The sequence below is a fragment of the Psychrobacillus sp. FJAT-21963 genome, assembly GCF_001420585.1.
Lineage (GTDB): Bacteria > Bacillota > Bacilli > Bacillales_A > Planococcaceae > Psychrobacillus.
Map to the genome: position 1 here is coordinate 58,508 of NZ_LJIY01000007.1, position 25,419 is coordinate 83,926.

31 protein-coding genes are annotated in these 25,419 nt (G+C 33.9%); 22 read left to right on the forward strand and 9 right to left on the reverse strand.

What is annotated here, in order from left to right:
• Window positions 1–4: 4 nt before the first annotated feature.
• The 3 genes from AN959_RS21115 (at window position 5) to AN959_RS16075 (ending at window position 970) form a co-directional block, all read left to right on the forward strand.
• Complete coding sequence (locus AN959_RS21115; RefSeq protein ID WP_156350812.1) at window positions 5–160, forward strand: hypothetical protein; 156 nt, start codon at window positions 5–7, stop codon at window positions 158–160.
• 166 nt (window positions 161–326) lie between these two features.
• Window positions 327–539, forward strand: coding sequence for a hypothetical protein (locus tag AN959_RS16070; protein WP_056832230.1), 213 nt, complete (start codon window positions 327–329; stop codon window positions 537–539).
• Window positions 540–631: 92 nt separating this feature from the next.
• Window positions 632–970, forward strand: a complete 339-nt coding sequence (locus AN959_RS16075; RefSeq protein WP_082461054.1) for a DUF3221 domain-containing protein — start codon at window positions 632–634, stop codon at window positions 968–970.
• Window positions 971–1,212: 242 nt separating this feature from the next.
• Here AN959_RS16075 and AN959_RS16080 read toward each other — a convergent pair whose 3' ends face one another.
• From AN959_RS16080 to AN959_RS16090, 3 genes are all read right to left on the reverse strand, one after another.
• A complete protein-coding gene (locus AN959_RS16080; RefSeq protein WP_056832234.1) occupies window positions 1,213–1,533 on the reverse strand; it encodes a hypothetical protein in 321 nt (106 codons plus the stop codon).
• A 328-nt stretch (window positions 1,534–1,861) separates the two neighbouring features.
• Window positions 1,862–2,149 carry a hypothetical protein gene (locus AN959_RS16085; protein ID WP_253278931.1) on the reverse strand — a complete coding sequence of 96 codons (288 nt, stop codon included), beginning with the start codon at window positions 2,147–2,149 and terminating at the stop codon, window positions 1,862–1,864.
• A 642-nt stretch (window positions 2,150–2,791) separates the two neighbouring features.
• Window positions 2,792–3,301 (reverse strand): DUF3231 family protein, encoded by a 510-nt coding sequence (locus AN959_RS16090; RefSeq protein ID WP_056832236.1) that lies wholly within the window; start codon window positions 3,299–3,301, stop codon window positions 2,792–2,794.
• Window positions 3,302–5,369: 2,068 nt separating this feature from the next.
• Here AN959_RS16090 and AN959_RS16095 point away from each other — a divergent pair.
• The 6 genes from AN959_RS16095 to AN959_RS16120 all read left to right on the forward strand — a co-directional run bounded on the left by AN959_RS16095 (window position 5,370) and on the right by AN959_RS16120 (window position 8,632).
• Window positions 5,370–5,600: a hypothetical protein gene (locus AN959_RS16095; protein WP_056832238.1), complete on the forward strand. Its 231-nt coding sequence runs from the start codon at window positions 5,370–5,372 to the stop codon at window positions 5,598–5,600.
• A 474-nt stretch (window positions 5,601–6,074) separates the two neighbouring features.
• Window positions 6,075–6,497 carry an SRPBCC domain-containing protein gene (locus AN959_RS16100; RefSeq protein ID WP_056832240.1) on the forward strand — a complete coding sequence of 141 codons (423 nt, stop codon included), beginning with the start codon at window positions 6,075–6,077 and terminating at the stop codon, window positions 6,495–6,497.
• Between the two features lie 52 nt (window positions 6,498–6,549).
• Window positions 6,550–6,930: a VOC family protein gene (locus tag AN959_RS16105; RefSeq protein WP_056832242.1), complete on the forward strand. Its 381-nt coding sequence runs from the start codon at window positions 6,550–6,552 to the stop codon at window positions 6,928–6,930.
• Window positions 6,931–7,180: 250 nt separating this feature from the next.
• Window positions 7,181–7,408, forward strand: coding sequence for a hypothetical protein (locus AN959_RS16110; protein WP_056832244.1), 228 nt, complete (start codon window positions 7,181–7,183; stop codon window positions 7,406–7,408).
• Between the two features lie 288 nt (window positions 7,409–7,696).
• Entirely contained in the window at window positions 7,697–7,981 is a 285-nt protein-coding gene (locus tag AN959_RS16115) for a topoisomerase (protein WP_253278932.1), read from the forward strand.
• 189 nt (window positions 7,982–8,170) lie between these two features.
• A complete protein-coding gene (locus AN959_RS16120) occupies window positions 8,171–8,632 on the forward strand; it encodes a GNAT family N-acetyltransferase (protein WP_053589258.1) in 462 nt (153 codons plus the stop codon).
• A 272-nt stretch (window positions 8,633–8,904) separates the two neighbouring features.
• Here the strand turns inward: AN959_RS16120 and AN959_RS16125 are convergent, their stop codons facing one another.
• A complete protein-coding gene (locus tag AN959_RS16125; protein WP_056832246.1) occupies window positions 8,905–9,381 on the reverse strand; it encodes a GNAT family N-acetyltransferase in 477 nt (158 codons plus the stop codon).
• 145 nt (window positions 9,382–9,526) lie between these two features.
• Here AN959_RS16125 and AN959_RS16130 point away from each other — a divergent pair, with 145 nt between their 5' ends.
• The 7 genes from AN959_RS16130 to AN959_RS20785 all read left to right on the forward strand — a co-directional run bounded on the left by AN959_RS16130 (window position 9,527) and on the right by AN959_RS20785 (window position 14,204).
• Window positions 9,527–9,958, forward strand: coding sequence for a MarR family winged helix-turn-helix transcriptional regulator (locus AN959_RS16130; protein ID WP_056832248.1), 432 nt, complete (start codon window positions 9,527–9,529; stop codon window positions 9,956–9,958).
• Window positions 9,959–10,188: 230 nt separating this feature from the next.
• Complete coding sequence (locus tag AN959_RS16135; RefSeq protein ID WP_056832250.1) at window positions 10,189–10,962, forward strand: HAD-IIB family hydrolase; 774 nt, start codon at window positions 10,189–10,191, stop codon at window positions 10,960–10,962.
• A gap of 47 nt (window positions 10,963–11,009) precedes the next feature.
• On the forward strand, window positions 11,010–11,315 hold the full coding sequence (locus tag AN959_RS16140; RefSeq protein WP_056832253.1) for a hypothetical protein: 306 nt from the start codon (window positions 11,010–11,012) through the stop codon (window positions 11,313–11,315).
• A 426-nt stretch (window positions 11,316–11,741) separates the two neighbouring features.
• A complete protein-coding gene (locus AN959_RS21120) occupies window positions 11,742–11,915 on the forward strand; it encodes a hypothetical protein (RefSeq protein WP_156350813.1) in 174 nt (57 codons plus the stop codon).
• Window positions 11,916–12,112: 197 nt separating this feature from the next.
• Window positions 12,113–13,087: an alpha/beta fold hydrolase gene (locus tag AN959_RS16145; RefSeq protein WP_253278933.1), complete on the forward strand. Its 975-nt coding sequence runs from the start codon at window positions 12,113–12,115 to the stop codon at window positions 13,085–13,087.
• A gap of 205 nt (window positions 13,088–13,292) precedes the next feature.
• On the forward strand, window positions 13,293–13,496 hold the full coding sequence (locus tag AN959_RS21770; protein ID WP_056832256.1) for a hypothetical protein: 204 nt from the start codon (window positions 13,293–13,295) through the stop codon (window positions 13,494–13,496).
• 543 nt (window positions 13,497–14,039) lie between these two features.
• On the forward strand, window positions 14,040–14,204 hold the full coding sequence (locus tag AN959_RS20785; RefSeq protein WP_253278934.1) for an MATE family efflux transporter: 165 nt from the start codon (window positions 14,040–14,042) through the stop codon (window positions 14,202–14,204).
• A 345-nt stretch (window positions 14,205–14,549) separates the two neighbouring features.
• On the opposite strand, the gene AN959_RS16155 is transcribed toward AN959_RS20785, so the two are convergent.
• Genes AN959_RS16155 through AN959_RS16170 form a run of 4 tightly spaced genes read right to left on the reverse strand, consistent with a single transcriptional unit; the run spans window position 14,550 to window position 18,813 of the window.
• Window positions 14,550–14,780 carry a hypothetical protein gene (locus AN959_RS16155; RefSeq protein WP_056832258.1) on the reverse strand — a complete coding sequence of 77 codons (231 nt, stop codon included), beginning with the start codon at window positions 14,778–14,780 and terminating at the stop codon, window positions 14,550–14,552.
• Entirely contained in the window at window positions 14,777–15,934 is a 1,158-nt protein-coding gene (locus AN959_RS16160; protein ID WP_056832260.1) for a GerAB/ArcD/ProY family transporter, read from the reverse strand. The genes AN959_RS16155 and AN959_RS16160 overlap by 4 nt, the downstream gene beginning before the upstream one ends.
• Before the next feature lie 25 nt (window positions 15,935–15,959).
• The gene (locus AN959_RS16165) at window positions 15,960–17,177 is read right to left on the reverse strand and encodes a Ger(x)C family spore germination protein (RefSeq protein WP_056832262.1); all 1,218 of its coding nucleotides are present in this window, start codon (window positions 17,175–17,177) and stop codon (window positions 15,960–15,962) included.
• Entirely contained in the window at window positions 17,167–18,813 is a 1,647-nt protein-coding gene (locus tag AN959_RS16170; protein WP_056832263.1) for a spore germination protein, read from the reverse strand. Before AN959_RS16170 ends, AN959_RS16165 begins: the two co-directional genes overlap by 11 nt.
• 218 nt (window positions 18,814–19,031) lie before the next feature.
• On the opposite strand from AN959_RS16170, the gene AN959_RS16175 reads away from it, so the two are divergent.
• The 4 genes from AN959_RS16175 (at window position 19,032) to AN959_RS16190 (ending at window position 22,142) form a co-directional block, all read left to right on the forward strand.
• Window positions 19,032–19,238 (forward strand): hypothetical protein, encoded by a 207-nt coding sequence (locus AN959_RS16175; RefSeq protein ID WP_056832392.1) that lies wholly within the window; start codon window positions 19,032–19,034, stop codon window positions 19,236–19,238.
• Window positions 19,239–19,254: 16 nt separating this feature from the next.
• Window positions 19,255–19,617, forward strand: a complete 363-nt coding sequence (locus AN959_RS16180) for a spore coat protein (RefSeq protein WP_056832265.1) — start codon at window positions 19,255–19,257, stop codon at window positions 19,615–19,617.
• 24 nt (window positions 19,618–19,641) lie between these two features.
• Window positions 19,642–20,778 carry a zinc-dependent alcohol dehydrogenase gene (locus tag AN959_RS16185; protein ID WP_056832268.1) on the forward strand — a complete coding sequence of 379 codons (1,137 nt, stop codon included), beginning with the start codon at window positions 19,642–19,644 and terminating at the stop codon, window positions 20,776–20,778.
• Window positions 20,779–21,044: 266 nt separating this feature from the next.
• Complete coding sequence (locus AN959_RS16190; protein WP_056832269.1) at window positions 21,045–22,142, forward strand: L-dopachrome tautomerase-related protein; 1,098 nt, start codon at window positions 21,045–21,047, stop codon at window positions 22,140–22,142.
• Window positions 22,143–22,610: 468 nt separating this feature from the next.
• Here the strand turns inward: AN959_RS16190 and AN959_RS16195 are convergent, their stop codons facing one another.
• Entirely contained in the window at window positions 22,611–23,192 is a 582-nt protein-coding gene (locus tag AN959_RS16195; protein WP_056832271.1) for a TetR/AcrR family transcriptional regulator, read from the reverse strand.
• A gap of 335 nt (window positions 23,193–23,527) precedes the next feature.
• Here AN959_RS16195 and AN959_RS16200 point away from each other — a divergent pair, with 335 nt between their 5' ends.
• Together AN959_RS16200 and AN959_RS16205 are read left to right on the forward strand one after the other, a co-directional pair.
• A complete protein-coding gene (locus tag AN959_RS16200) occupies window positions 23,528–24,751 on the forward strand; it encodes an MFS transporter (protein ID WP_056832394.1) in 1,224 nt (407 codons plus the stop codon).
• Between the two features lie 169 nt (window positions 24,752–24,920).
• Complete coding sequence (locus AN959_RS16205) at window positions 24,921–25,346, forward strand: ester cyclase (protein ID WP_056832273.1); 426 nt, start codon at window positions 24,921–24,923, stop codon at window positions 25,344–25,346.
• Window positions 25,347–25,419 lie beyond the last annotated feature (73 nt).

Consider the following 25,419-nt stretch of genomic DNA (forward strand, 5'->3'; position numbering starts at 1 on the left):
AAAGGTGAAAGAAAATCATAGTTCCTTATATATCAATGTAATATTAGGTGCAGCTGGAACTATACTTGTTGCATTAGCTGCTATGAGTAGTTTCTCTATCAAAGATAATTCTTCCTATTTTATGCTTTTTTTGGCTTTATTTTTATTATTAATTACATAAATTATTTAGAGAAAAAAGCGGGAATTAGTAATAAAATAACTTGGATCTGGGCGATAGGATCGATTGTTATTTTTATTTCTTTAGGATATCTACTGTTTTATTAAGCTTATTGAACTAACGACGTAGGTTAGTTCAATAAGTCACTATATAAAAGGGGGGATAGTTAGTGAAGAAGCAAGTGTGGTATTTCATATTGGGGCTAATCGTAATAATTTTAAGCACACCTTTAGGATATTTCTCAATTAATGTAGTGTATTCTAATGAAAACTTAACTGGAGAATATGTTTCAATATTAAATGGATTCATACATTCATTCATGTTAATAGGTACTTTAATATTTAGCGTTGGATTATTAAATATCTTGAGAGATACATATTAGTTTGTGAAGAGTTGTAATTAAACTAACGGTGCAGGTTAGTTGAACAAGAAACTCGCTTCCTAACGCGTCGAAGAATAAATTAGAGGAGCTAAATGATGAAGAAACTATATTTATGCCTTTTGATAGTTTTTGGGATTGTTGCTATTTTTGGTTGTGAAGAAGAGAGCAAGGAGAATGAAATGGTTATGGAAGGCATTGTGGCTAAAGTAGATGCTCGTGTAGTCTTTATTTATGAAGAATTAGAAGGAGAAACAAGGGTTCTATCAGAAGAAGAAGTCATTTCAAAATCGATACAAGCATCCTACTTTGGCTTTGATGAAGAAATTTCTGGTATTGAAATAGGAGACAAAGTAAAAGTTTGGTATGACGCCATGGATACAAGTTTACCTGGGACTGGTAATGGAACAAAAATCGAAGTAATAGATAAATAAAAAGGATATAAAAAATGATATTCATTATATTACGAACTTTAATCCTTATTGAACTAACGGGTGCTTTAGTTGAAGATGAGAATGGGAGTTTTTATGTCGCATTTGACACAAACTATTCATCAGTACAGGTAGTAAATGACCTTTTAAAGTTCTAATTCAGGTGTCATAGTAAAATAAGATTGTATTAATAAAAAGGGGTAAACCATATAAATCTGGTTTACCACCTTCTAATCTCACATTAATTACGAAAAATTTAATTTATCTAGTGTTGTAATCGTACTTAAGCCTGGAACAAAAGTAAGGATTTCTGTGATTTCACAAATGCTAATAAATATTGTAGTGGCACTAAACCCTATAGCTAATGCTCCGACGCCTATATTTTTGGTTATATTTTCCATTACAAGAATAGAATCATCGATAACATCTCTTATGGTTCCTTGGACAAAAGCATTCTTTTCAAAAACGACAACGAGCTCGCCTATATGTTGCTCAAGTTGTTCTGCCAATCCCTCAACACACTCACATTGGCAGTCTAAATCACCACTACTATGCTTATTTGACAAAATTTCTATCTCCTTCAAAAGTAAATTTTAAATCTCTATAAGATATTCAGATTATCTCTGGGTGTCTGTATGATTGTCCAATAAGGTTTGAAGTTATTTTAAAAATCTAAGAGATTTTTTTGGGCTACAACCAAAGAGAGACGAAGAAATTATGTATGAAAGGGAACATGAAAGGAAAGAGGAATAGATAAATTATTTAGAAAAGCTATGAAGAAGTAGTCGCAGCTTAATGAACAGTTCGACCAAAAATCGATGTAAAACTGAGACTGATTATACTCTCTAAAGGAACAGTCATCCCTAATGTTATATTTAGGGATGACTGTATTAACTAAGTATTTCTAGTTGTTGTGTTGTTGTTATTGTTGTTTCGGTCATTATTATTACTATTTTTATTTAGATTTTGATCATTTAGGATTATTTCGTTTAAATTGTCGAAGTTGAAATCCTCACCGAACTCAGATCTATCATTTGGATTGATATTGTTATTGTTATTGCTATTTCGGTTATTGTTGTTGTTACGAATATTGTTTGGGTCATTTCTATCTAAGTTTAGATATTCCAAATTTAAATTTTCATTGTTGTAATCATCACCAAATTCATTGTTACTATTCATCATGACTGTTCACCTCCTTAACCACATTAGTGTGGTTTAGTAGGCCAAAAAAATACTCTCATAGTTAAATCCTGAACACAAGCCGAATAAAATATGTCCTAAAACAAAAAAAGACCTTTTGCATGAAGGTCTTTAACACCTTGAGGCAGTAAATTTTAGAGGTTAGATAGGAAGCCTCACAGTTATTTATATTATTATATTCAAAAATCACAAAATTATAAGTAGAACCCTAGGAAATGGTTAGAGAAATTGGTGACTAGAAAATAAAAAGACCTTCCGATTGAAGGTCTTAAGGAAGTGTAACGTCACCCAATAAATAGATTGCTCAGTTATTAGAAATATATGCAGACAAAATAAAAAGATAATACAAAAAAGACTAGAACCAATATCAGACTTTCCCAACTGATTTGGATCTAGTTAATAAAGTATAGGCAATCAAAGGGTGTTTAATTCAACTAGAGGACGGATGATGAGGTTAGATGATTCCTCACAGTTGCTTTATAGAGTATTCTCAATATTAAGCTGTATTTAGGCAAGAGCCTAAAGGAAGTGTCACATTTCGAACCAAATAACGTCGTAATAGACACAAAATGTGTAACAAAATGAAAAAGAGCAATCAAAATTAGATTGCCCTAAGAATTAATATTATTTATCTGGAAAGCCTACATGTAGTGGAGGAGGAACTAGCCACCCTTTATTTTTATTAAGTCTCAGAAGCTTGGCACCTATTTGCACTTTCTTCAGTTGGAATTGCCCGAACATTAAAGCGATATCTTCTCTAATGCACATTGCCATTGCTTGACTGCAGGCAACTAAACCAGCTGATGAATTCATAGAAAGTGCAGCGCTAATTTCGGGATCATTAAATCTAGCACCAACTGGAATATCCTCTAGTCTAGCTTCTGGACGTTCAGGTGGTGCCGGAGGAAGTCCTATACCATTAATTTTTAATATTACTTCCAGTTGTTTGTTTTCATCTTTCATACACTCAATTGATTCATCGATGATTTTTGCTAGGTCTTCGTCGCCAGTGTGATTAATGAATGTTTGGTATGCAGCTATCAGCCCGTTATTTGTTGCTACATTCGTCCATATAGAAAATACTTCACCATAATGTAATGGTTCATCTTTTGGATTTCCGCTTAATATTCCCATAATTGCACTCCCTGTCTATTTAATATTTCATTCAACATTTATGGTGTGCGAAAATTAAAAGATTATTCAATAGTATGAGAAATTCAAGATGTGAATTTACAAGAGTTTAGTACTTAGTACGAACTAGCATAAAAAAGGCCTTCCGATTGAAGGTCTAAAGGAAGGTGAGTTACTAATAGATAACTTAACGATTCTAAAGTACGGGAAGCAAAAAGGTATTAAAAACGAGCAATTTCTATCAACCGAAGGCAGGACAATGAGGATAGTGCCCACCTCGCAGTTGTTTTATATCTTATTCCAAAAATGAAGCTGCACTTGAGGTAAATGTCATATCACTAAAAAATTTGAATCAAATAAACATAAAGAAGACCTTCCTCTGAAGGTCTAATGTCCCTGAGGACTGAGGTAAAAATTGAAATTTGGTAACATCGGGCTCGCTGTACCTACGCAGTTATCATATGTAGATAGATAATTTAATGATGTGCTAAAGGCTTCAACTGGATGCATGTCACTATTTCCATAGAATATAAATAAAAAATGAAGACAGGGACCTGGGAGGTGAGCTGCCTGTCGGTTGTTTAATATCATTTTCTAAAAATAAGCTGTTTTTATGATAAGGACCTAAGAGAAGTTAGACCAAAATAAAAAAGACCTTCCGACTGAAGGTCTAGAGGAGAAATAAACTAAAAGCCTAACGGTTAATTGGAGGTTCTATATCTCTCTTTTCCACATGAAGAAGGTAAGCCTCAGTTAAAAAATCGATATCATTAATGATTTGTTCCTTTATCTGGGTAATATCACATTTGTAATAATCATCTACTAAACGATTAATTTCATGTATAACCAAAATCCATTGGTATTACCTCTTTCAATAGTTCTTATAGCATAGTATGTACTATATATCGACTATTTGAAAGAGATTTTACAAAAACTAACTTCATAAGATAAAAAAAGACAAAAAGCGACAGGTAATATTGTTTCTCAAAGGTCAATCAATAAGACATAGAGCTTCAGTTAAGAGCCGTATATCAACTAGTATATATTCTTTGATTAGTAAGTTTTCGCATTTAAAATAGTCATCGACTAATCGATTCAACTCATGATAAATAAGACTCAATAATTTCAACTCCTTATATTTAACTCAACTAAGTATAGGTGTTTTTAGGATTATTGGAATAAGAATGCCCAAAAGTTAAAGAAAATATCACATTTGAAGAAAATTAAAAATAAATAGACCTTTTTCAGGGTCTAACAAGTTTTATTTCACTATTCACATATTCCCGAATGATTAATAGTTCAATTACATCCTTAGCAGAATAAGAACAAGAAGATTGTTCAGGAATAAGCTGGTTGAATTGTTTAACGATATCATTTAGGGTTTCAACACTAAAGTTATTCAAAGTTAATTCTATTTAATCATAATTGTCACCTTCTTTTATTAGAAGTATTATCCGATTGAAAATATTTATTCATAACAAACAAATTAGGTATTTTAACAACTGGAGGCAATAATTTTAGACGTTAGAAGAATGCCTCACAGTTGCTTTTATTATTATATTCACTAAGTACTAAATAATAAGTAGAACCCAAGGGTTTAAGGAAGTTTTACTTTCACCAATAAATTGCTCTTTTATTAGAAATATATGCAGACAAAATCAAAAGATAATACAAAAAAGACTAGAACCATATCAGACTTTCCCGACTGATTTGGATCTAGTTTGTAAAGTATGTGCAGTAAAAGGGTGTTTAATTCAACTAAAGGATGATGAGGTTAGGTGATTCCTCACAGTTGCTTTATAGAGTATTCCAGATATTAAGCTGTATCTGGGCAACTGACTGTTGAAGTGTCACATTTCGAACATAATGTGTAATAAAAGAGAAGGTGCTTCTTCAACTATTGGTGCTTTAGTAAAATAGACCATCATTTCGATGGAAATTTAACATCCAAAAACATGAAGTAGATGTCGGCAATCCAATGTGAAATGTTACACTTAAGCTAACTGGTCAGGTTAGTTGAAGAAACATATTATAAAATGCTTATAATAGTACAATTTCTAGAGGGACTATTATGATAACTAGATTTGAAACCAGATATTTTTATATTGTCAGTCCATATGATGAAAAATTTATTAAATGGAATACAGTTGAGGGAATTCTCAATGAAGATATAATAGATGATTATGAAATAGTTTCTGATTTAATGGGTCAAGATGTTCGAGATAAGTTTGGGGAAGAGTATGAAGTGTGGAACATTACTAAAGACGAATTTGAACAGAGAATAAAGCCTAAGATGAAATAGGCTAATCTTGTTCAACTTTGTTCAACTAACGGGTGCTTTAGTTGAAGAAGGAGGAATACTATTGCTGTTTTGAACATCTCTTAATAAGTGGGTGTTTAAATGAAAGCTTATGTTTGAAAATACTTTATGAAAATATATGTTAAAAAATTATTAGAGATCCTATCATTGCATTTGGCAATAATAGGGCTTTTTTATTTGTATACATAAAATTATTGTCCAACTTTTATACGATAGTTATTCAAAAAAGAGCAATTTAGTTGAGGTTTTAAGTAATAATAAAGTTATTTGAAATGCCAGTCATACTATTCTGCAATCGGGCAAGATTGTTGAATTTCTCGTTAAATTCTATATCGAATAATTTTTATCGCAAAAAGGAATTATTAGTTAGTATCAAGAATTGTAAAGATAAGAATTTATATTTTATTTAATAGTAACTGACAGCAAATATATGTTATGGATTGAGGGGATGAAATAATGGATTTACGGAGAATTGTTGGACAAACAAAAACTGCTGGGTTCCAAGTTGGAGTTAGAAGAACCTTCCCAATTTCACAGGAAAAAGCATGGGAACTAATCACTAGTGAAGAAGGATTAAAATTATGGCTAGGAGAAAGTACCAATGTTTTTCTAAAACCAAGTCAGAAATTCGTGACGAAAACCGTAACAGGTCAAATCAGAGTTGTTAAAACACAACAACAACTTCGTCTTACTTGGCAAAAAGTTGAGTGGCTAAAACCTTCTATAGTACAAATCCGTTTTATTCCGAGAGATAGTAATAAAACTACAATTAGTTTTCATCAAGAGAATCTTAATGATAGTATTACGAGGGAAAAAATGAAAGTGTATTGGGAAAAAGTATTAGATGAAGTCAGGGAAAGAATACCAAATTTTACTTAAAAACTTGCATTGTAAACTAATGAAAGAATTTTGTTCTAAAGGAGAATTAAATATGAATCCATTTAGTCATATCGACCTTAGAGTAACTAACTTGGAGAAGGTTTTGCCGTTTTATGAAAAGTTTTTACCCGAGCTTGGGTTTACTAAGACATATCACAGTACAAATTGGAAGGTTTTCGCAGCGGAAGGAACTCTCCCAAGTGTAGCATATTTTGCAATAACGGAGGATGTTTCGCACAGTCCAAATCAAAATCTCATAGGTTTTTGGGTAAAAGACCGCATTGAAGTTGATAGACTTTCCCAACTTATAAAAGAAATAGGTGGGCGAATTACAAGCGGACCGCAACAATTTCCAATCAGCCCAACTTATTATGCAGTATATTTCGAAGACCCTTGTGGCAATCAATATGAAATTGTCCACCGCTTAAACTGATGGTAATTAATTAAAATTGTTCTTTTTGAAAAGATAGTAGGTATAAGTTTAAAAAGGGTCAAACAGCAACCCTTTTTTTGATGAAAGATTGTGAAAAAATGTACTTAAACAAGTATGCACAATACCATTATTTGTACTATTTCTTTATTGGGAGTATTCCTGCCGTACTTTAAGTCTATCAATTTGAATATTGCACTTGAATTAATAATCATTTAAGGAGTGTATCAACCAATATTTTAGGAGGGTCTAAATGGATAAAAGAGTTCAATTTGACTTTGAAATAGAGTTTACTAATGGCGGTGGGCTTCAAGGGCAGGAATTCCGCCTTGATATTGATGGAGATGACATCACTGACCAAGAGTTAGCCAAGTATATTGTAGAGGATATGAGGTTACTAATGGTTGGAAAAGTTAGGATTTTTAATAAAAAAATAATCAATGAAAAACATAAACGCAAAATCGTTGATTCTGGAAAGTAACCGACTTCTTCAGTTTAACGGGTGCTTTAGTGTAACAAGAGGCTGCCTTTAGGGGTAGCTTTTTCTTATTGAACTAACGGTGCAGGTTAGTTTAACAAGATTATGTTTCAATTTGAAACTTTTACCAGTAGATACCGTCAAACTTACGTATGGAGAATTGTTGTGGAATGTGTAATTTATTTTTGAAAGGAGAATTAAGAAGTGATGAAAAAGCTATAATTTCAGGGATTTTATTTAGTTTAATTTTGTTAGTTGGGTGTAATGGAGAGCCGGAAGTGGAAGTAATATATGCTCCGAAAAACGGGGGTAAATGATGCAAATTTCTTATCAGAATTACAAAATGAAATAATAGTATCTATTACAGAGCAAACGGGACTTGATAGTGAGTCAATAGCAATAATGTTAGGTGGTAGTGTTAAAGAAATTTCTGTATCAGTAAGTTTCCCGAAGGATGTAAAAGTTGATGATACGATGATTCAACAAATAGTTGAAGATTCTATAAAGAAAGTTTCTGAAACAGAAAACGTAACAATTAGCGAAGAAAATATAACAATAAAAATCGAGAAATACTAACGGAGAAGTTCTTAAAGGATACAATCAACCTTAAAAGTACAGTTGCTTTATAAGATTTGTGAAAAAATGTACTTAAGCTAACGGGTGCTTTAATGTAGAAAATATTATACTAAAGAAGAAGCTTAGTTTAACAGAAGAAATGTTTTAGTTAAGTTATTTTATGAATATAACTGGATAGGGGGAAAATGAATGCAAATTATTGAATTACTGGAAAGGAATAACCTATTCGAAAAAGCAATTCAAGTATTCTGGAAAGAATGGGGAAATGAGCATAATTATAAATTTTATGAAGATGCTATGATTCATTCTTGTTGTATTTCATCAGATATTCCAAGGTTTTATGTGTTGATAGAAAAGGAGGAAATCATTGGAACTTATGCATTATTAAGAAATGACCTTAACAGCCGACAAGACCTATGCCCGTGGCTCGCCTGCTTATTCGTGAAGGAAGAATATAGAGGTAGAGAAATAGGTTCTAAGTTGCTTCAACACAGTTTGAAAGAAGCAGCAAGAAAAGGATATGATAAGCTTTATTTGTCTACAGATATTGATGGCTATTATGAAAAATATGGATGGAAAAATAGCGGCGTCGTATACGGAGTTAGTGGTGGGCATATCAAGCTATATGAAAAAGAAACAGGTTTAAAGTAAATACAATTCTAAAGTAAATATAATGTGAATGATTTCACTTAAATTAACGGGTGCTATAGCAGAACAAGACCATCATTTTCGATGGTCTATTTATTATCCAAATCGTCAAGTTGATCTCAGAAATCCAGTGTGAAATGTTTCACTTAAACTAACGACGCAGTTTAGTTTAAGTACATTCCTTAACAAAGTTATAAAAAAAGCCGAACTCGACAATTGGAGGCTTTTTCTTTATATTAATTTCTAATTATAATTGATTAATGGACTTCTTGCTTCTAATTCAAATCTTTTAAATACCACGCATCCATAGCAGAATGGTCAGAACCTGATAGTGGTTCGTGTAAAAGTATAAATCCAAATTTTTCATATAATATACATGCAGCTTTTAATTCATGCATTGTTTCTAAGTAACACTTTTCATAATGTTTAGAGGCAAATGACAAAGCCGTTTCCATTAACTTCTTTCCCAATCCTAAACCTTGTGTTTTTTTACTTAAATATAGCTTTTGCAATTCGCAAACATTATCATGTTCATTAAACGGTGCTATACCAATTCCACCAACAACTTCTCCTTCCATTTCTACTACCCAATAGTTCGCATGTTTAAAATTATTATAATATTGGTGAAGGTCGTTGAGTTGAGGGTCAAAATAAGCTGAACCAGGAATCGCTAATCCAAGAGATTTTAGTGAGTCTTGTATTATTTCCTTTACCTTTACATTGTCTTCTTTTTTAATTTCTCTAATGATCATATATTATCTCCTTCAATTCGCTTTAAATAAAGATTGCGAAAGATTTTTGAATATGGGCATCCTCAAAAACGTAGACAAAGTCCACGTTTTAGGGTTATAGTTATATTAAAATTAAATGTGGACAAAGTCAACTAAAGGAGAATATATGGATAAAGATATTATTTATGATATCAGACAATTCAACAGATTTTATACAAAGTTACTAAGTTTATTTAATAACCAAATTTTAGATACAGATTATTCATTAATTGAAGCACGAGTACTATTTGAAATTAGGGAAAGAACCGAATGTATTGCCAATAATCTCGTTCAAGAACTGAATATTGATAGAAGCTATATGAGCAGAATTTTACGTAAATTAGAGAGAGAAGAATTAATAGAGAAAAAAAGCTCAATAATCGACAGTAGAAAAAACTTTCTTTATTTGACCAAAAAAGGAGAGGAACTGCTGGATAAAATTAATATTCAGTCAGATGAACAAATAAATCAATTGTTTAAAGGACTAACTGATAGTGAGATTAATGAAATTCGTATTTCGATGATGATAATAAAAGAAAAATTAGATAAAAATAATTAATGAAAATTCGGAAGAGCATTTTTGGAGGCGATGTTCAATCAGTTTATCTTGGTATAAGTGTAAACTAAACTAACCTAGTAAACATAAATCTGAGGTGAATCTTGACAAGTGTGAAATGTTACACGTAAACAAACGAAGCAGGTTAGTTGAAAGAGAAGACAATTAATTTTCTTTTTCGCAGAATAATTAAATTATAATTTATACTCTTAATATGAAAGTGAGTGAGACTTTTGAAATTAGTTTTTGATTTAGATGGAACAGTTTGTTTTAAAGGACAACCAATATCTAACAGGATACTTCTTTCATTATCACAGTTAAGGGAAGCAGGTATTGAAGTCATTTTCGCATCTGCCAGACCTATTCGAGATATGCTACCTGTCATAGACGAAGCGTTTCATCATTACACTATGATTGGGGGAAATGGCTCTTTAATCTCAAAAGGAGGAAAAGTAATCAAATCCAATTCGTTTTCAACAAATGAAATTAATGAAATAAAGAATCTTATAAATCAATATAATGCTACTTATCTAATAGATGGTGATTGGGACTATGCTTATACTGGTCCAGATACACACCCTATACTTCAAAATTTAGACCCAGCAAAATTAGCGACAAAGGTTAGTTTAGAGTCTCTTGACTCAGTAGTTAAAGTTCTGCTTCTAACCTCAAATAGTATGGATGAATTAGCAGAAAAACTTTCAAAACTTAATGTATATGTAAATAAACATAGTAAAGAGAATGTACTTGATATCAGCCCAAGTGGGATAAATAAATGGAGTGCATTAAAGACTCTTGGGATAAAAGAAAATACATATATTGCTTTTGGGAACGATGCGAATGATATATCAATGTTTGAAAACGCATTGCATACAGTGATGATTGGCTATCACGAAGATTTAGCTCCTTTTGCAAAAGAAACTATTTCATTGAGTGGGGATTACGAACAGGAAATCGCAGAAAAAATACTTACTCTTTCAAAAGAATATAGATCAATCCAAGTGTAGTTCTAATTTCACTAACGAGTGCTTTAGTTGAACAAGGGGAAACTATATTGCTTAGAGAAATAGATAAAATAGAAGGGGATGGAAACATGGAAAGAAAGTTTAGTAATTTTTCTATTATATTAATTGTTGTTGGAATTTTTGTTGCATATATGGCATTCCCACCGATTAATATTGATATTTTGGGTTGGTGGGGAATATTCATTGGCTTTTGTATCTATTTAACAGGCATAGTACTTGGTATCTGTGCTTTCTTTAAAAAAGAAAAAGGGTTTATGAAATATATCTCGTTACTTTCCATTTCTTTAGGTGTTTTATTTAGTGCATTTCTTTATGCAATCGTCGGCAAAATTTAACGAAATTAATTTGTTTATCTTATTCAACTAACGGGTGCTTTACTTCAAGAGGGAGTAAAGCCTTTTTCTTATTAACTAACCCAGCAGTTTAGTTTAATAAGGCGTATGTTAAAATACAGAAAAATACTAGGGACTGATTTGAGTGGCACGATTAAAAAATGGTGATGTTTTTGAGATAGTTACATCAAATGATAGGGTTATTTCAATATGTTCATAAAGACGAAACCATAGGTGAGTTAATCCGAATATTACCCTACTTATTTGAGGAGGGTTATGTTATAGAAGATGAATTACTGAAAAGGAAAGAATTATATCTTATTCATTTCCCTTTAGGAACAGCTCATAAATCAAAAGTTAGTAACTAAAAAGGGTAGTTATCCAATCCCACAAGATTTTAAATTACCTAAAAAAATTAGAAGTGAATATATGGTTAATGGTGAATTGATCTGTTGGCATATCATTGATTATGATACTTGGAAAAGAGAAACAGTCGAAAGAATGACTGAGGAACAAAAGCAACTATCACCTTGGGGAATTTGGAATGACACCTTACTTAAACAGAGATTAGCTGAAGGATGGACATTAGATAGATGGATTTAATTTATAACTAACGGGTGCTTTAGTTAAAGAACATGGGTTGCTTAGGTAACTCTTTTTTCTTATTGAACTAACGCAGCGGTTTAGTTTAATACGCCCCAAGACCTAGCTTAAAATAATTCTTAGGTACATTACTAGGAATTCCCCCACACAGTAAAGTGGAATCAAGAAGAATGAAAGCTACAGGAGTGGTGAAAATAATGAAAACCAAAATAAAGTTTAGATTTTGGACTGTTTTAAGGAATATTTTATTAGCTATAGTTGCAGCACTTGTTATTTGGTTCATTTTCAGTAACGTAATGACTACATATGAACAAAAAAAATATCCAGCAATAGGGAAATTAGTCGAAGTAGATGGTAAGAGTATGCACGTCTATACAAAGGGTGAAGGGGATAATACAATAGTTTTATTAAGTGGCCTTGGAACCGCAGCGCCAGCACTGGATTTTGAGCCTTTGATAAATGAATTGGCAAATAATAATAAGGTAGTAGTGGTAGAGTCGTTCGGATATGGGTGGAGCGATATAACCGACAAGGCACGAACAGTGGAGAACATAGTAGAAGAAACAAGGACTGCTCTAAAAAAATTAAACATAAACGGCCCATATATATTGATGCCTCATTCAATTTCCGGAATCTATAGTATGTATTATGCTAATAGATATCCCGAAGAAGTTAAAGCAATCATAGGAATAGATTCTACCCTACCACAGGCATTGGAATATTTCGGTGAAACTGTTCCTACTATGCCTAAATATTTGAGTTATGTGGCACCAACTGGAATTGCAAGATTAGCATTATACTTAACTCCAGATAATTTTCTACCTATTTCTGAGAAAGGCACTTATACGGAAGAAAATCTAAGAATGACAAAAGCTATCTCCTCTTGGAAAGGCTACAACAAAAATGTAGTTAATGAAGCGAACGAGATAAATAATAACATTGATAAAACAATAGATATGACATTCCCGCATGATCTACCTGTTATGATCTTTACTACGAAAGAAGAAAATGTAAATGGAGATGGTAAATCAAATATAAATTTTTATAAAGCACAAATACAAAATATAGATGTTCATAATCTAGTAACTATAGAAGGACACCATTATTTACATTGGACTCATTATATGGAAATGAGCGAACACGTTGATGAATTCACAGAAAGATTTAAGTGATTGAATTAAATGATGGGAAAGCACTATTGTTCTTCAACTAACGGGTACTATAGTTAAACATGACCATCAATTCGATGGTCTATTTTTATGTCCAAAACTCAAGAAGATTTCTGCTATACATTGTGAAATGTTACACTTAAACTACCGGTGCAGGTTAGTTCAAAAAGGTGTGATAAAATATTCCATGTAAATTAGGAGTGAAAAAATGATATCTAAATTAAAAAAACTTGTTAGTTATTTAATATTTAAGATTGGACTGAAATCAAAACAAAGTTCGGTGGGATGGACAACCTTTGCTCCAATAAGAATCGTACCCGAATATACAAATATAGATTTAGAGAAAAAACAAGTTACAGGGGTAGTAAAATATAATGGTAAAGCATATTTAACTGTAATTGTGGATGTTTAAAATAATAAAACAAAGATAAAAGGAAATCTAAGAAGGATTGATGAATTAACAAAACCTTTTAAAAAGGTAACTACATTGAAATAATTAAATCTGAAGCTAAATTTTTAATAGAAAATGGAATAACAAATCCAAAAGAATATTACCTAATCGTTAACTTCTTATTCAACTAATGGGTGCTTTAGTTAAACATGACCATCATTTCGATGGTCTATTTTTATATCCAAAACATCAATTTGATATTTGTGATCAATTGTGAAATGTTACACTTAAACTAACGCAGCAGGTTAATTGAACAAGGACTTTATTGGCTTACGTTGAATATACAAAAAGACTAGAGGAAAGCTAATGTAAATAATGAGCTGTTAAATCTTCTTCAACTAACAAGGCAGGTTAGTTGGAAAAAGAAACTGATAAACAGTCTCTGTAATGTCAGCTGTATTTCTATTATTCTTTTTAAATTTAATAAGGAAGTGACAGCAAATGCCCTCAAATGACACGGTTCAAGATCACTGAACCAAACAGAAGGTAGGGATTATTTTATCTTTGTCTATTCCCGCAATAATCGAAAATATATTGCAGACTGTGGTTGGTTTCGTGGATACACTTTTTATTGCTCGGTTAGGATTAAATGAAGTTACTTCTGTTGGTATTGCAAACACTATTTTTGCCGTTTATATAGCTATCTTTATGGAAATTGGTGCAGGGTGAATTTTTCTTGTTTTCCCCTTCGAAAACTGAAATAGCTTTTTGAAAGAAAAGTGGTGAACCATTTACATCTTGTTCACCACTCTTAAATCTTATTACGATAAATTTAATCTAGTTTGTAAAGTATGAACGGAAATTGGGGTGTTTAATACTCAGTAATTTATTCCAAGCATTGACTTACCTCGATGTTGTTTTATATCTTAATCGAAAGATTGATATGTATGTAAGGCAATAACCTAAAATTGTTGTCTTACTTTGAAATGAGAATGGGCAAACCGCGAGCTAAAACCAAGAAGTTTATGTACAAACAAAGCAATAGAACTGTACAGTAATATACTTACATATTTTTTATCTTTGTTGTTTCTTTTTTCTTTTATTATAAGAGGTACGAACTGGACCAACAACCATAAGAACAATTAAGAGAAAGAAAATAACTATTTCTGTTACTTCCATCACTAGAAAAGGTCTAATAGCATTATTAATGGAGGTGTTTAGGTCAAAACCTAAAAGAATGTCCATGCATAGAGAAAAAACAGTTAAAAAGACGAACATCAGAATAGAAATACCGATTATTTTCATTTTTTATCACGCTCCACTAATCGATACTTCCTTTTTGGAAATAAATTTTTGCTATGCTTGCTTTTCTTTTTTTTGTTCTTAATAAATGCAATCAGAAGTAACAGACTTGGAATAATTACTTGAAGCGGAAGATGCAAATAAAGAGTGATAACATGAAGCCCTTCTTTAACATGTTCAGAAAAATTACTGGCGATTGTTATGGATAGAATCAGGATTGCTAATCCTAATGGGAAAGCTAATCGTGCGGATTCTTTGACTTTAAATAAATTGGCTGTTGCTACTACAGATGCATAGAAAAACACACACATTTTAATAAATACACCGATAACCGATATTAGTATAAAATAAACATCTAACCGTTCTAAAAAACCGGCTACCTCTATTGTTTGTATAGTAGAAAGAAGGGGGAAGGGTGAACGGGTAACGTTATTTACACCTAGTACACTAACATTTATGGCCATTACTGAAGCTAATATGAGTCCGCTGAATCCTATTGCTAATAAACCAATTCGTTTCACTTTTTCCGGTCGATTTAAATAGGGGAGGATCATAGCAAATATAATCACCTCTCCAAATGGAAAGTATAGGGTTTGAGTAAATGTCGTTTTTATAACAGGCTTGATACCTTCTTCAAGCACAGGTTCTAAGTTAGAAATTTGTATTATCCCGGAAACAACTATTAAAAAAAGAACGCTAATCCCAAGTAAAAAGATTAGAACAAATAGTAATTCACTTGTTCGCGCTAATACCTCAATGCCCTTACGAATTGTATATATAACTAAAAGAACCATCAATGTATTTAAAATAAACAAAGGAGTTTCCCAATAAAAGACTGTAATTAGCATTTCTCCGAAATCCCTCAACACTCTTGCAGAAAGATATATAAAATAGAGTACGTAAATGAAGGCAAATATTTTCCCAAAAAAAATTCCCATAATTTTTTGTATATAATCAGTTGGAGGTATATCTGGATAATATGAGTAGAGACCATGATAGACCAAATATAAGCAAAAACCACCAACCATACCAATTAATATAGCAAGCCATGCATCCTGTTTTGCTTCTATTGCAATAGGTACCAACATGGCACTACCAAGTTCAAACAAGACAATTAGAATGAATAGCTGATAGGTGCTGATTTTTGCCTTTTCCAATGTTTTTCACTCCATTTCTTGACACTTATTGTTTCATATCTGAAAGATATGAATTGGTTCTATTACCAGAACGTCGTATAAATGCTTCTACCTTCACATTTACCTTTAAGTTTGGAAAATATGAATCATTCCAATCGTTCTTCATCTTTTTCCATTTTTCTGGGTCAGAACGACGAACCACTTCCCCAAATCCAAAAACATCTGATTTGTTTTGTTGCGTTCGTATAACAGTATTTTCCAATTGCTTCTTAATTTCTTTTTCTAATTCCTTTTCTATATCCAAAATCTCATATGGATCGGTTAGATCAATTTGTGACCTTACTTCGCGAATATCACCTTCCGCTCGTACTCTAACTGTAATGACAGGGAGGTTGTTTGATGTATCAGCTGAGACTTTTGTTTTTTGACGGAGCACGTTGTAAGTCAAGGTGTTTTTCTGTCCTTCCCAGTCTATTATCACATCTGTCTGTTGGATTTTATCCAATATCCATACTACTCCTCTAGATATCTCACCTTGATACCAGTCAACCAACTTTCCTTCTTTAAAAATGGCCAGTCCGTCAGATTCAAGAGTGGTATCCAGTTCAGACTGTTGAATATTCTCCATCTTTTTTCCTTGTTGGATATCTCCTTTTAAGCTAAATCCACTAATAACGGTTTCTTTCCCTGCAGAGGTGAGAGTAGTAATAACGTCCTGAAGGGTAACTTCCATACTTTCTCCTCTTGCTCTTTCGGTAGTCTGTAAAGTTCCGTTCACTTTCTCGGCTGGAATCTTATCAATGGCAGTCAAAGATTTAAGAAGATCACCTGCTTTTGTATGATGGGCTATTACAACCCTTGATGTCATTCGAATTTCTGGATCACGTTCAAAGGCATCTAAAATATCTGTAATGCCTTCTTCTTTTGCTAACTCCTCACTAATAACAATTAGATTTGCATGTGCGTGATATAGCCTTCTTGAGATTTTAGATGTCGCATGAAAATGTGCTTCCAGAACACTGTCTCCCATAGCTGTGTAAACGGTAACTGCTGGGCTTTGGCCACTTCCTCCACCTTGAAGTCCTCCCGCTACGTTTCCAGGATTGATAAGTTGAATGGTCTTGACATAATTACCCTCTTCATTTTTGTCAATCGCCATTGCAGATATTATCGCCAGTTCATTTAACTCTTTTTGATTCCAACACCCTGAGATGAAAACTGTGCTTGTCATAATCAAGAAAAGAAGAATCCATTTATGATTCATTCCGATCACCTTTTTCCATGTTAGTAGTATTTTTCATAATACGAGTACGAGGACGAGGAGGCTGTGGTTTCTGATTTTCCCCTTGACTTACCCTATTTTTGCCACTCATTAATCGTGGTCTTTTCTTGTAAGCCCAAATTGGTCTTCGGAAAATGGTATCACCTGCTTCCTCACGGATAAATGGTGCAAGAGGTGACATATATGGAACACCGAACGAACGCAGGCTGCATAAGTGAACTATCAGCAGAATAAACACTAGAATAATTCCATAAAAACCGAATGTCGCTGCACTTACCATAAAAATAAATCTAACCAAACGGGCAGATATTGCAACTGCATAAGAAGGGGTTGCAAAACTGGCGATTGCTGTCAAAGAGACTACTATTACCATAGCAGGTGAAACAATCCCAGCCTGTATTGCTGCCTGTCCAATGACAAGTGCTCCTACTATAGATATAGTGGAACCCATAGCTTTGGGCATGCGAATACCGGCTTCTCTTAAAATTTCAAAAGTTATTTCCATTATGAGTGCTTCAATAAATGCAGGAAACGGAACAGATTCCCTTTGTGCAGCAATAATAATAGCCAACTCTGTTGGAATCATCTCCTGATGAAAGGTGGTAGCTGCGATGTAAATTGCAGGGCCGACAAGGGATATAAAGAAGATTACAGTACGTAAAAAGCGAATAGCTGTTGAAATATCAAATCGTTCATAATAATCTTCAACTGATTGAAAAAAATCTATAAATAGGGCAGGTACCAGCAATACAAAAGGAGTCCCATTTACAAAAATGGCAATCTTTCCTTCTAATAAATTTCCCGCCACACTATCCGGCCTCTCTGTATGATGTATCGTAGGAAAAGTAGTATTTGTTTGATCTTCTATTAGCTGTTCAATATATCCGGATTCTAAGATGCCATCAATGTTTATTCTTTTTAAACGTTTACGTACTTCTTCTATGATTCCATTCTTTGCGATGCCATTTATGTACATAATTGAAACTTCTGTTTTTGTCATTTTGCCAATATTAATGGACTCAACCCATAAATCTGAATTGTTAATTATTCGACGAACCATGGCTATATTTGTCTCTATTGACTCGTTAAACGCTTCTTTAGAGCCTCGAATAGAAACATTTGTAGTAGATTCCTGAACAGACCGTCTCTGTCCACCTTGTGTGCTCGCACAAATCCCTTTGCTTATTCCATCGATGAGTGTAATAGTTTCACCCGACATTAATGCAGTAAATAGTTTTTCCCAGTCACTAACTACTTTGATTCCGCCTACAGCAACAACATCTTCGGTGAGAACTTCCAACAAGTCTTTTGGTATGAGCTTTTCACTTAAATTTTGGTTATTCATAATTGAATCTATAACAAAATCGTTAACCGATTGATTGTCAACCATTCCTTTTACATATAAAATAGCTACTTTTATCTTGGAATTATGACCAATTTTTAACGGGCGGATTACGATATCTGAACTGTTTCCTGTTTTTTGTTTAATGACTTCAAGATTCTTGGACAAGGAGCTTTCAATGAGGTTCGGTAGTTTGTTGTTAGATTGATTTTGATTGTTTATCTCTAGGATCTTTCTATCATTTTTTTGTTTCTTTCGTTTTAAAAATGAAAACATAGCTCAAATACCTTTCTTTTTCAACCCATTTTGTTCATGATAGAACCTTTTTAAACAAAATGGAAAAAAATTAGTCATATAAAAATCCAATGAGAGATTTCTCAGAAAGATTTTAAAACTTTTTTATCATACAACCATTTAAAAACCTCAATTATACTGAATATAAACCTCATTTTTGGGGCAATCTTCAATGGATGAAAAAATTCGGAGGTGGAGGAATGTTTGAAAAAAAATTAGCACTTCATGAAATTTTGGAATTTCATGAAGTAATAAATTTTAAGACAGTATGTTTACTTAAATCTAAAATGATGCAAGGTATCGTTTTTGACCAAGATCTTAAAGCACTAATGGAGAAGGACGTAAAACAATCTATACCAGCTTTAACTGCAATGATTAAATTATATTCAAATTCTGAGTTAAAATAATCGGAGGTCGGTTCGTATGAATGACTATTTAGATCCTATAAATTCTGTTGGCATGCCGGAACTTACTGATTCAGGTATAGCCCTTGAATTTTTGTTATCAACAAAAACTGGAGTTAGAAATCTTTCAATTGCATTGACAGAAACAGCAACACCTACAATTAGAAAGTTATTACAGGAACAACTTGATGTAACCATTGCATTATATTTCGAAATTGCAGATCTCATGATGAAAAAACAATGGTTAAACCCATACGATTTGGAACTTCAAAAACAATTGGATATTAAATCTGCTCAAAATGCAGTAGATATAGCTAGTTTAAATCTCTTTCCGGGCGTTACAAATCGGAAAGGAAAGTTTCCAAGTCCACCGAAGAATTAATGAATAAAGAAGGAGATTTAAATAATGAAAGCTGTTACTTTTCAAGGTGTTAAAAATGTTCAGGTAAAAAACGTGAAAGACCCAAGCATCCAAAAAGCGGATGATATCATAGTTAAACTGACTACTACTGCCATTTGCGGATCAGACTTACACTTAATTCATGGGATGATACCAAACCTTGGAGAAGATTATGTTATTGGGCATGAACCTATGGGAATTGTAGAAGAAGTCGGTAAGGATGTAACGAAAGTTAAAAAAGGGGATCGCGTAATCATCCCATTTAATATAGCATGTGGCCAGTGTTGGTACTGTAATCATGAATTAGAAAGTCAATGTGACAATGCGAATGAAAATGGAGAAATGGGCGCATATTTTGGCTACTCAGACACGACGGGAGGGTTCCCAGGTGGTCAAGCGGAATTTATGCGAGTTCCATATGCTAATTTTACACCTTTTAAGATTCCAGAAAACAGTGAAGTAGCGGATGAAAGTTTAGTGTTACTTGCAGATGCTGCAGCTACAGCATTTTGGAGTGTAGACAATGCGGGAGTGAAAGCAGGGGATACGGTCGTAATTTTAGGATGCGGTCCAGTTGGTCTGTTAGCACAAAAATTCGCGTGGTTAAAAGGTGCAAAAAGAGTTATTGCAGTTGATTACGTTAGTTATCGTTTAAAACATGCAAAACGTACGAATAACGTGGAGATTGTTAACTTTGAAGATCATGAAAATTGTGGTGAATATTTAAGAGAAATAACACAGGGGGGAGCAGATGTAGTCATTGACTGCGTAGGAATGAGTGGAAAAATGACTCCACTGGAATTTCTTGCATCTGGTCTGAAATTACAAGGAGGAGCAATGGGAGCTCTAGTAATTGCAAGTCAAGCTGTTCGCAAAGGTGGAACAATTCAAATTACAGGAGTTTACGGGGCACGTTATAATGCATTCCCATTGGGTGACATCTTTCAACGAAATGTGAATATTAGGACAGGCCAAGCTCCAGTTATTCACTACATGCCGCATTTATATAATTTAATTGCGGAAGGTAAGGTTGATCCAAGCGATATTGTCACTCATGTACTTCCTTTAGATCAAGCTAAGCATGGCTATGAAATATTTGACACCAAAATGGAAGACTGTATAAAAGTTGTACTAAAACCGTAAATATACCGGGTTAGTTTTTGAGCATCTCTTATGAGGTGCTTCTTTAGATTTTTGAGAGAATAAAAATTGTATTCCTAAATAAAAAGAAAAATGCACATGATGAAATAGTATTTCATCATGTTCAATCTGATTCATTTATCAATTTGTTGTATATACATGGATTGTTCCATCCAATCACGATAGAAAAATTTATCAAGAACCAGGCACTAAAAAATTTTTTCAACATATATAGGTGATATCCGATCGAATTTGATGAGGAGGATATCATGCAGCCTATATTACCTATGGAAAAATATTTTGGGCAGTTTGAACTGGTGCATGCTTTTTATGGGGCTATGCCAACAGGTGTCAGCGTTTCCGAAACTGGTCGTATTTTTGTTTGCTTTCCGAAATGGGGAGACGACGTTCAATTTACTGTGGCGGAAATTGTTGAGGGTGAATTGCAACCTTATCCGAGTTTAGAAACTAATTTGGATAATGCTGGAGAAATTACGATGTCTTTCGTCAGTGTGCAAAGTATCATTGCTGATGGAAGAGGAACACTTTGGGTACTAGATACAGGCGCACCAAATTTTTCTGAACCTATTCAAGGGGGAGCAAAATTAGTTGCTGTTGATTTAAGCACGAATACAATAAGGAGAGTATATACCTTTACAGAAGATGTTGTCTTGCCAACAACTTATTTGAATGATGTCCGTTTGGATTTTCGGGTTGGAAGAGCAGGCTATGCATATATAACGGATTCTTCTTCCAGAGGGCCAGGGGGTATTATCGTCGTAGATTTAGAAAGTGGGAACGCGTTTAGACGGTTAAATGGGGCAATATCAACTTCACCTGATCCCTATTTTTTACCGAAAGTAGAAGGTGAAATTTTGATGAATCGAAACCCGGACGGCACGACTTTCCCATTTAGATTGGCTTCCGATAGTTTAGCGATTTCTCCTGATGGAAAGGTTTTATTTTATGCTCCGCTAACCAGCCGTCAGCTGTTCTCGATCTCAACAGAAGCCCTTAGAGATAGAAGGATACAGGACTTGAATTTATCCCAATATGTGCAGTATTGGGGGGAAAAAGGTGCGTCTGATGGAATGATCACCGGCGCAAAAGGAACCGTTTATGCGGGAGACTATGAGAACAACAGTATCCGGAAGATATTGCCGAATGGCGCAATGGAAACCATCGCACATGACCCGAGAATTTTATGGCCGGATACTTTTTCGATTGGCCGCGATCAATACTTATATGTCATAGTGAATCAATTACATCGGCAGGCGAGATTTCATTATGGAAGAGACCTGCGGGAAAAACCATACAGTTTACTTCGTATGAGAATTGATGAATTCCCTGCTCCTACCTTTTCATAATAATCTTAAACGAAGGTAGCTATCCCTCATTAGGGAGCTGCCTTTTTTGTCAGTTAAAATAAAAAACAGGTACCTGTGCAAGAAACAATTCAGATAGCAAACTACAATAAAAGATCTACCAAATTCCCAAAACGAACCCTCATATGAAATAGTAGCTATAAGTTTGTAATGAATATAGACACAGACATAGACTCAGACACAGATAGAATTTATACATCCTCATATTAAACTAACGGCTGTTTTAGTTAAACAAGACCATCATTTTGATGGTCTATTTTTAAGTCTAGAATATCAAGTAAATTTCGGCGTTCCATTGTGAAATGTTACACATCAACTAACACAGCAAGTTAAAAAACTCTCTCTTTTACAAGAGGGAGTTTTTTCTTTTAGTTTTGAATTAGAAGAGGGAAATGAAATTAGAATTTTTAGATTCATATAACCAGACAAATAAGATTGAAGCATTCCGAGCTACTTAAGCAATGTAAGTATCTCTTTTATTGCATTATCAACAAATGATCGTTTTGGACGAGATTTCATTATTACTGTAAGTCCAATTAACGATAAGATTAGCGCTTGTGCTAAGGCTTTTGCGTTTCCATTGGTCTCAAGTTCACCTGATTGTATACCACGTTCAATGGTTTCTTGAAATATGATCGAAAGGTACATTTGATGTTCCCTTGTAAGAATTTCAAATTTCTCATCATGAGGCGCAAGTTCGACCATTGTATTAATGCAAAAGCATCCTCTACTAAGACTTTCTGTGTATTCCTCAGCAACCACTTCTTCAAAAAAAGTGTGAAAAGCTTCCTTTACAGATGGAAAATTTTGAAGTCTGTTTCGGATTTCAGAAGCATGGGACATCGTGTATTTACGTAGAGCGGCTTCAAACAATTCTTTTTTACCACCAAAGGCAGAGTATATACTGGGTCGTTGAATTCCCATTCTGGAAGTTAAATCACTTAACGAGGTTGCTTCATATCCCTTCTCCCAAAATAGCTGCATAGCTGCATCTAATACTCTTTCTTCATCAAATTCGCGGGTTCGTCCCATAATCAATACCTCTCGTTACTTTTGATTTTTATGTTTAATTATTTTTGTCATATAAAAATGCCACTTGTCTTTGTTTTTGTACTGAATAGTANTATTATTCACTTTATAATGTCAAATGTTGACTAGTTAATCCTAATAAGAGATTTAACGCTAACAAAGACGTTATTGCCCAAAATATAATTTAAACGTTGACAGAATTAGTTTCTGTAAGTTATATTAACCAAGCAATATAACATACTGTTCGGTACAGTATATTTCTCTGTATCTAAAATTAATGGGAAAAAAGGGGTGACAGAGTGGAGGAAATTAAAAAAAAAATAGCAGTCAATGCAGAGATAAAGGCGAATTCGACTCAGGGAGCATTTATCTCATCTGATTCAATCCGTGTCTCTTCTATGTCTCGTAATGTGTCATTATTATTTGCGGCTGCCTGTGGGATGTCAGTAGCAAATATCTACTTCGCACAGCCGCTACTTGATCAGCTGTCGAGTGAGTTTGGTATAGACTATTCCATCATAGGAATTGTTATTACCATAACTCAAATCTTTTATGGAGTAGGATTGCTACTGATAGTGCCACTTGGTGACTTGCTGAACCAGCGCCTATTAATTATCGGCCAGATGTTATTATCCATATTAGTTTTGGTTATAGTTGGAACTGCTTCCACCAGCACGTTACTATTTGCAGGAATGGCTTTAGTAGGACTTCTTGCGGTCGTAACTCAGACTCTTGTGGCGTTCGCAGCATCTATGGCGGCTCCTGCAGAACGAGGGCGTGTGGTTGGTATTGTAACAAGCGGAATTGTAGTCGGCATACTTCTTGCGAGGTCCTTTGCAGGAATATTAACGGATATTGCGGGGTGGCGTTCCGTATATCTAGTCTCTGCTGCACTAATGCTTTTTATGGTTTGTATGTTTTTTAGGGTATTGCCCAATATTGAACGAGAGGTAAAGTCACTGTCCTATCCTCAATTGCTTAGATCGGTGTTTATATTGTTTAAACAAGAACGGATCTTACGCATCCGCTCTGTACTTGCCCTACTGATTTTTGCTGATTTCAGCATTTTGTGGACTTCACTAGTACTCCCTCTTAGCACACCGCCATTATCTCTTTCACACAGCGCAATTGGTGCACTTGGTCTTGTAGGAGTTGCAGGAGCTTTAGCTGCAACACGCGCGGGGAAGCTTGCTGATCTGGGTTACGGACAGAGAACAACGGGCATTTCTTTGATCTTATTGTTGATTTCATGGTTATTCATCAGCTATACAGAGCAATCGCTATTCGCATTAGTTATAGGTATTGTACTGCTTGACTTGGCTGTGCAAGCCATACATGTTACTAATCAAACGATGATACTTCCTTTGCGACCGGATGCACGTAGTCGGCTTACTGCAGGGTATATGGTGTTTTATTCTATCGGAAGTGCTAGCGGATCAATTGCTTCTACTCAAATGTATGCGCACTTCGGCTGGGAAGGAGTATGCTTGCTCGGGGCGTCTGTTAGTGCTTTAGCTCTTCTATTTTGGGCAATGACAAGGAACCTAAAGTTTCCGCATTAAAGTATGCATATGTATTAATGTATCTCTGATACCATCATGAATCTGAGATACATAGCAACCAGTCTAGAGGAAATCAATTCTAGTACAGAATCTCTATTCGTTTATCAGCTTCAAACGAAGACCATGCATTTGACGGTAACAGCAATGGAATAAATATGGAGGTGTTCCAATGACACCAGAACAAATAATTAGAAAATTTTTTGAAGAAGTACGATCAGGAAAAAATCCAGACTACTCAAATCAATTAATGTCCGAACAAGTATTGGCTCATCAAATTGTATCCGAGGAAGAACAAACAGTTTTAAGGACGCCTAAAGATTATGCTGAACACGTAAGAGAAATGATTGAAGCCTATGGTAATTATTCTTTAGAAATTCAAGAATTATTGGTACAAGGACATAAAGTATATGTCCGTTGGAAACAAGTAGGTGCACACGTAGGAGTAGTCGATGGATATCAACCTACAGGACTTACAATAACTCAAATGACAAGTGCAGTATATAAGATAGAAGATGGAAAAATTTCCGAGTATTGGATTCAAATTGATAGGTCAGGGGTTCAAAAACAATTAGAGTACAATAAACATATTAAATAGTTATTTAATATTCTAAAGTGTTAGGATAATAAACTTTTCTTGAACTAACGGGTGCTTTAGTACAAAACCAAGG

What these genes read in the sequence shown, in the direction of transcription:
- AN959_RS16130 (WP_056832248.1), top strand. Translation starts at nt 9,527, where the DNA reads ATGGATAAAGATATTATTTATGATATCAGACAATTCAACAGATTTTAT.
- AN959_RS16095 (WP_056832238.1), top strand. Translation starts at nt 5,370, where the DNA reads ATGATAACTAGATTTGAAACCAGATATTTTTATATTGTCAGTCCATAT.
- AN959_RS16120 (WP_053589258.1), top strand. Translation starts at nt 8,171, where the DNA reads ATGCAAATTATTGAATTACTGGAAAGGAATAACCTATTCGAAAAAGCA.
- AN959_RS21120 (WP_156350813.1), top strand. Translation starts at nt 11,742, where the DNA reads ATGGTTAATGGTGAATTGATCTGTTGGCATATCATTGATTATGATACT.
- AN959_RS16100 (WP_056832240.1), top strand. Translation starts at nt 6,075, where the DNA reads ATGGATTTACGGAGAATTGTTGGACAAACAAAAACTGCTGGGTTCCAA.
- AN959_RS16180 (WP_056832265.1), top strand. Translation starts at nt 19,255, where the DNA reads ATGAATGACTATTTAGATCCTATAAATTCTGTTGGCATGCCGGAACTT.
- AN959_RS16110 (WP_056832244.1), top strand. Translation starts at nt 7,181, where the DNA reads ATGGATAAAAGAGTTCAATTTGACTTTGAAATAGAGTTTACTAATGGC.
- AN959_RS16105 (WP_056832242.1), top strand. Translation starts at nt 6,550, where the DNA reads ATGAATCCATTTAGTCATATCGACCTTAGAGTAACTAACTTGGAGAAG.
- AN959_RS16145 (WP_253278933.1), top strand. Translation starts at nt 12,113, where the DNA reads ATGAAAACCAAAATAAAGTTTAGATTTTGGACTGTTTTAAGGAATATT.
- AN959_RS21770 (WP_056832256.1), top strand. Translation starts at nt 13,293, where the DNA reads ATGATATCTAAATTAAAAAAACTTGTTAGTTATTTAATATTTAAGATT.
- AN959_RS16155 (WP_056832258.1), bottom strand. Translation starts at nt 14,780, where the DNA reads ATGAAAATAATCGGTATTTCTATTCTGATGTTCGTCTTTTTAACTGTT.
- AN959_RS16170 (WP_056832263.1), bottom strand. Translation starts at nt 18,813, where the DNA reads ATGTTTTCATTTTTAAAACGAAAGAAACAAAAAAATGATAGAAAGATC.
- AN959_RS16185 (WP_056832268.1), top strand. Translation starts at nt 19,642, where the DNA reads ATGAAAGCTGTTACTTTTCAAGGTGTTAAAAATGTTCAGGTAAAAAAC.
- AN959_RS16090 (WP_056832236.1), bottom strand. Translation starts at nt 3,301, where the DNA reads ATGGGAATATTAAGCGGAAATCCAAAAGATGAACCATTACATTATGGT.
- AN959_RS16075 (WP_082461054.1), top strand. Translation starts at nt 632, where the DNA reads ATGATGAAGAAACTATATTTATGCCTTTTGATAGTTTTTGGGATTGTT.
- AN959_RS16190 (WP_056832269.1), top strand. Translation starts at nt 21,045, where the DNA reads ATGCAGCCTATATTACCTATGGAAAAATATTTTGGGCAGTTTGAACTG.
- AN959_RS16205 (WP_056832273.1), top strand. Translation starts at nt 24,921, where the DNA reads ATGACACCAGAACAAATAATTAGAAAATTTTTTGAAGAAGTACGATCA.
- AN959_RS16165 (WP_056832262.1), bottom strand. Translation starts at nt 17,177, where the DNA reads ATGAATCATAAATGGATTCTTCTTTTCTTGATTATGACAAGCACAGTT.
- AN959_RS16195 (WP_056832271.1), bottom strand. Translation starts at nt 23,192, where the DNA reads ATGGGACGAACCCGCGAATTTGATGAAGAAAGAGTATTAGATGCAGCT.
- AN959_RS16115 (WP_253278932.1), top strand. Translation starts at nt 7,697, where the DNA reads ATGCTCCGAAAAACGGGGGTAAATGATGCAAATTTCTTATCAGAATTA.
- AN959_RS16175 (WP_056832392.1), top strand. Translation starts at nt 19,032, where the DNA reads ATGTTTGAAAAAAAATTAGCACTTCATGAAATTTTGGAATTTCATGAA.
- AN959_RS16125 (WP_056832246.1), bottom strand. Translation starts at nt 9,381, where the DNA reads ATGATCATTAGAGAAATTAAAAAAGAAGACAATGTAAAGGTAAAGGAA.
- AN959_RS16085 (WP_253278931.1), bottom strand. Translation starts at nt 2,149, where the DNA reads ATGATGAATAGTAACAATGAATTTGGTGATGATTACAACAATGAAAAT.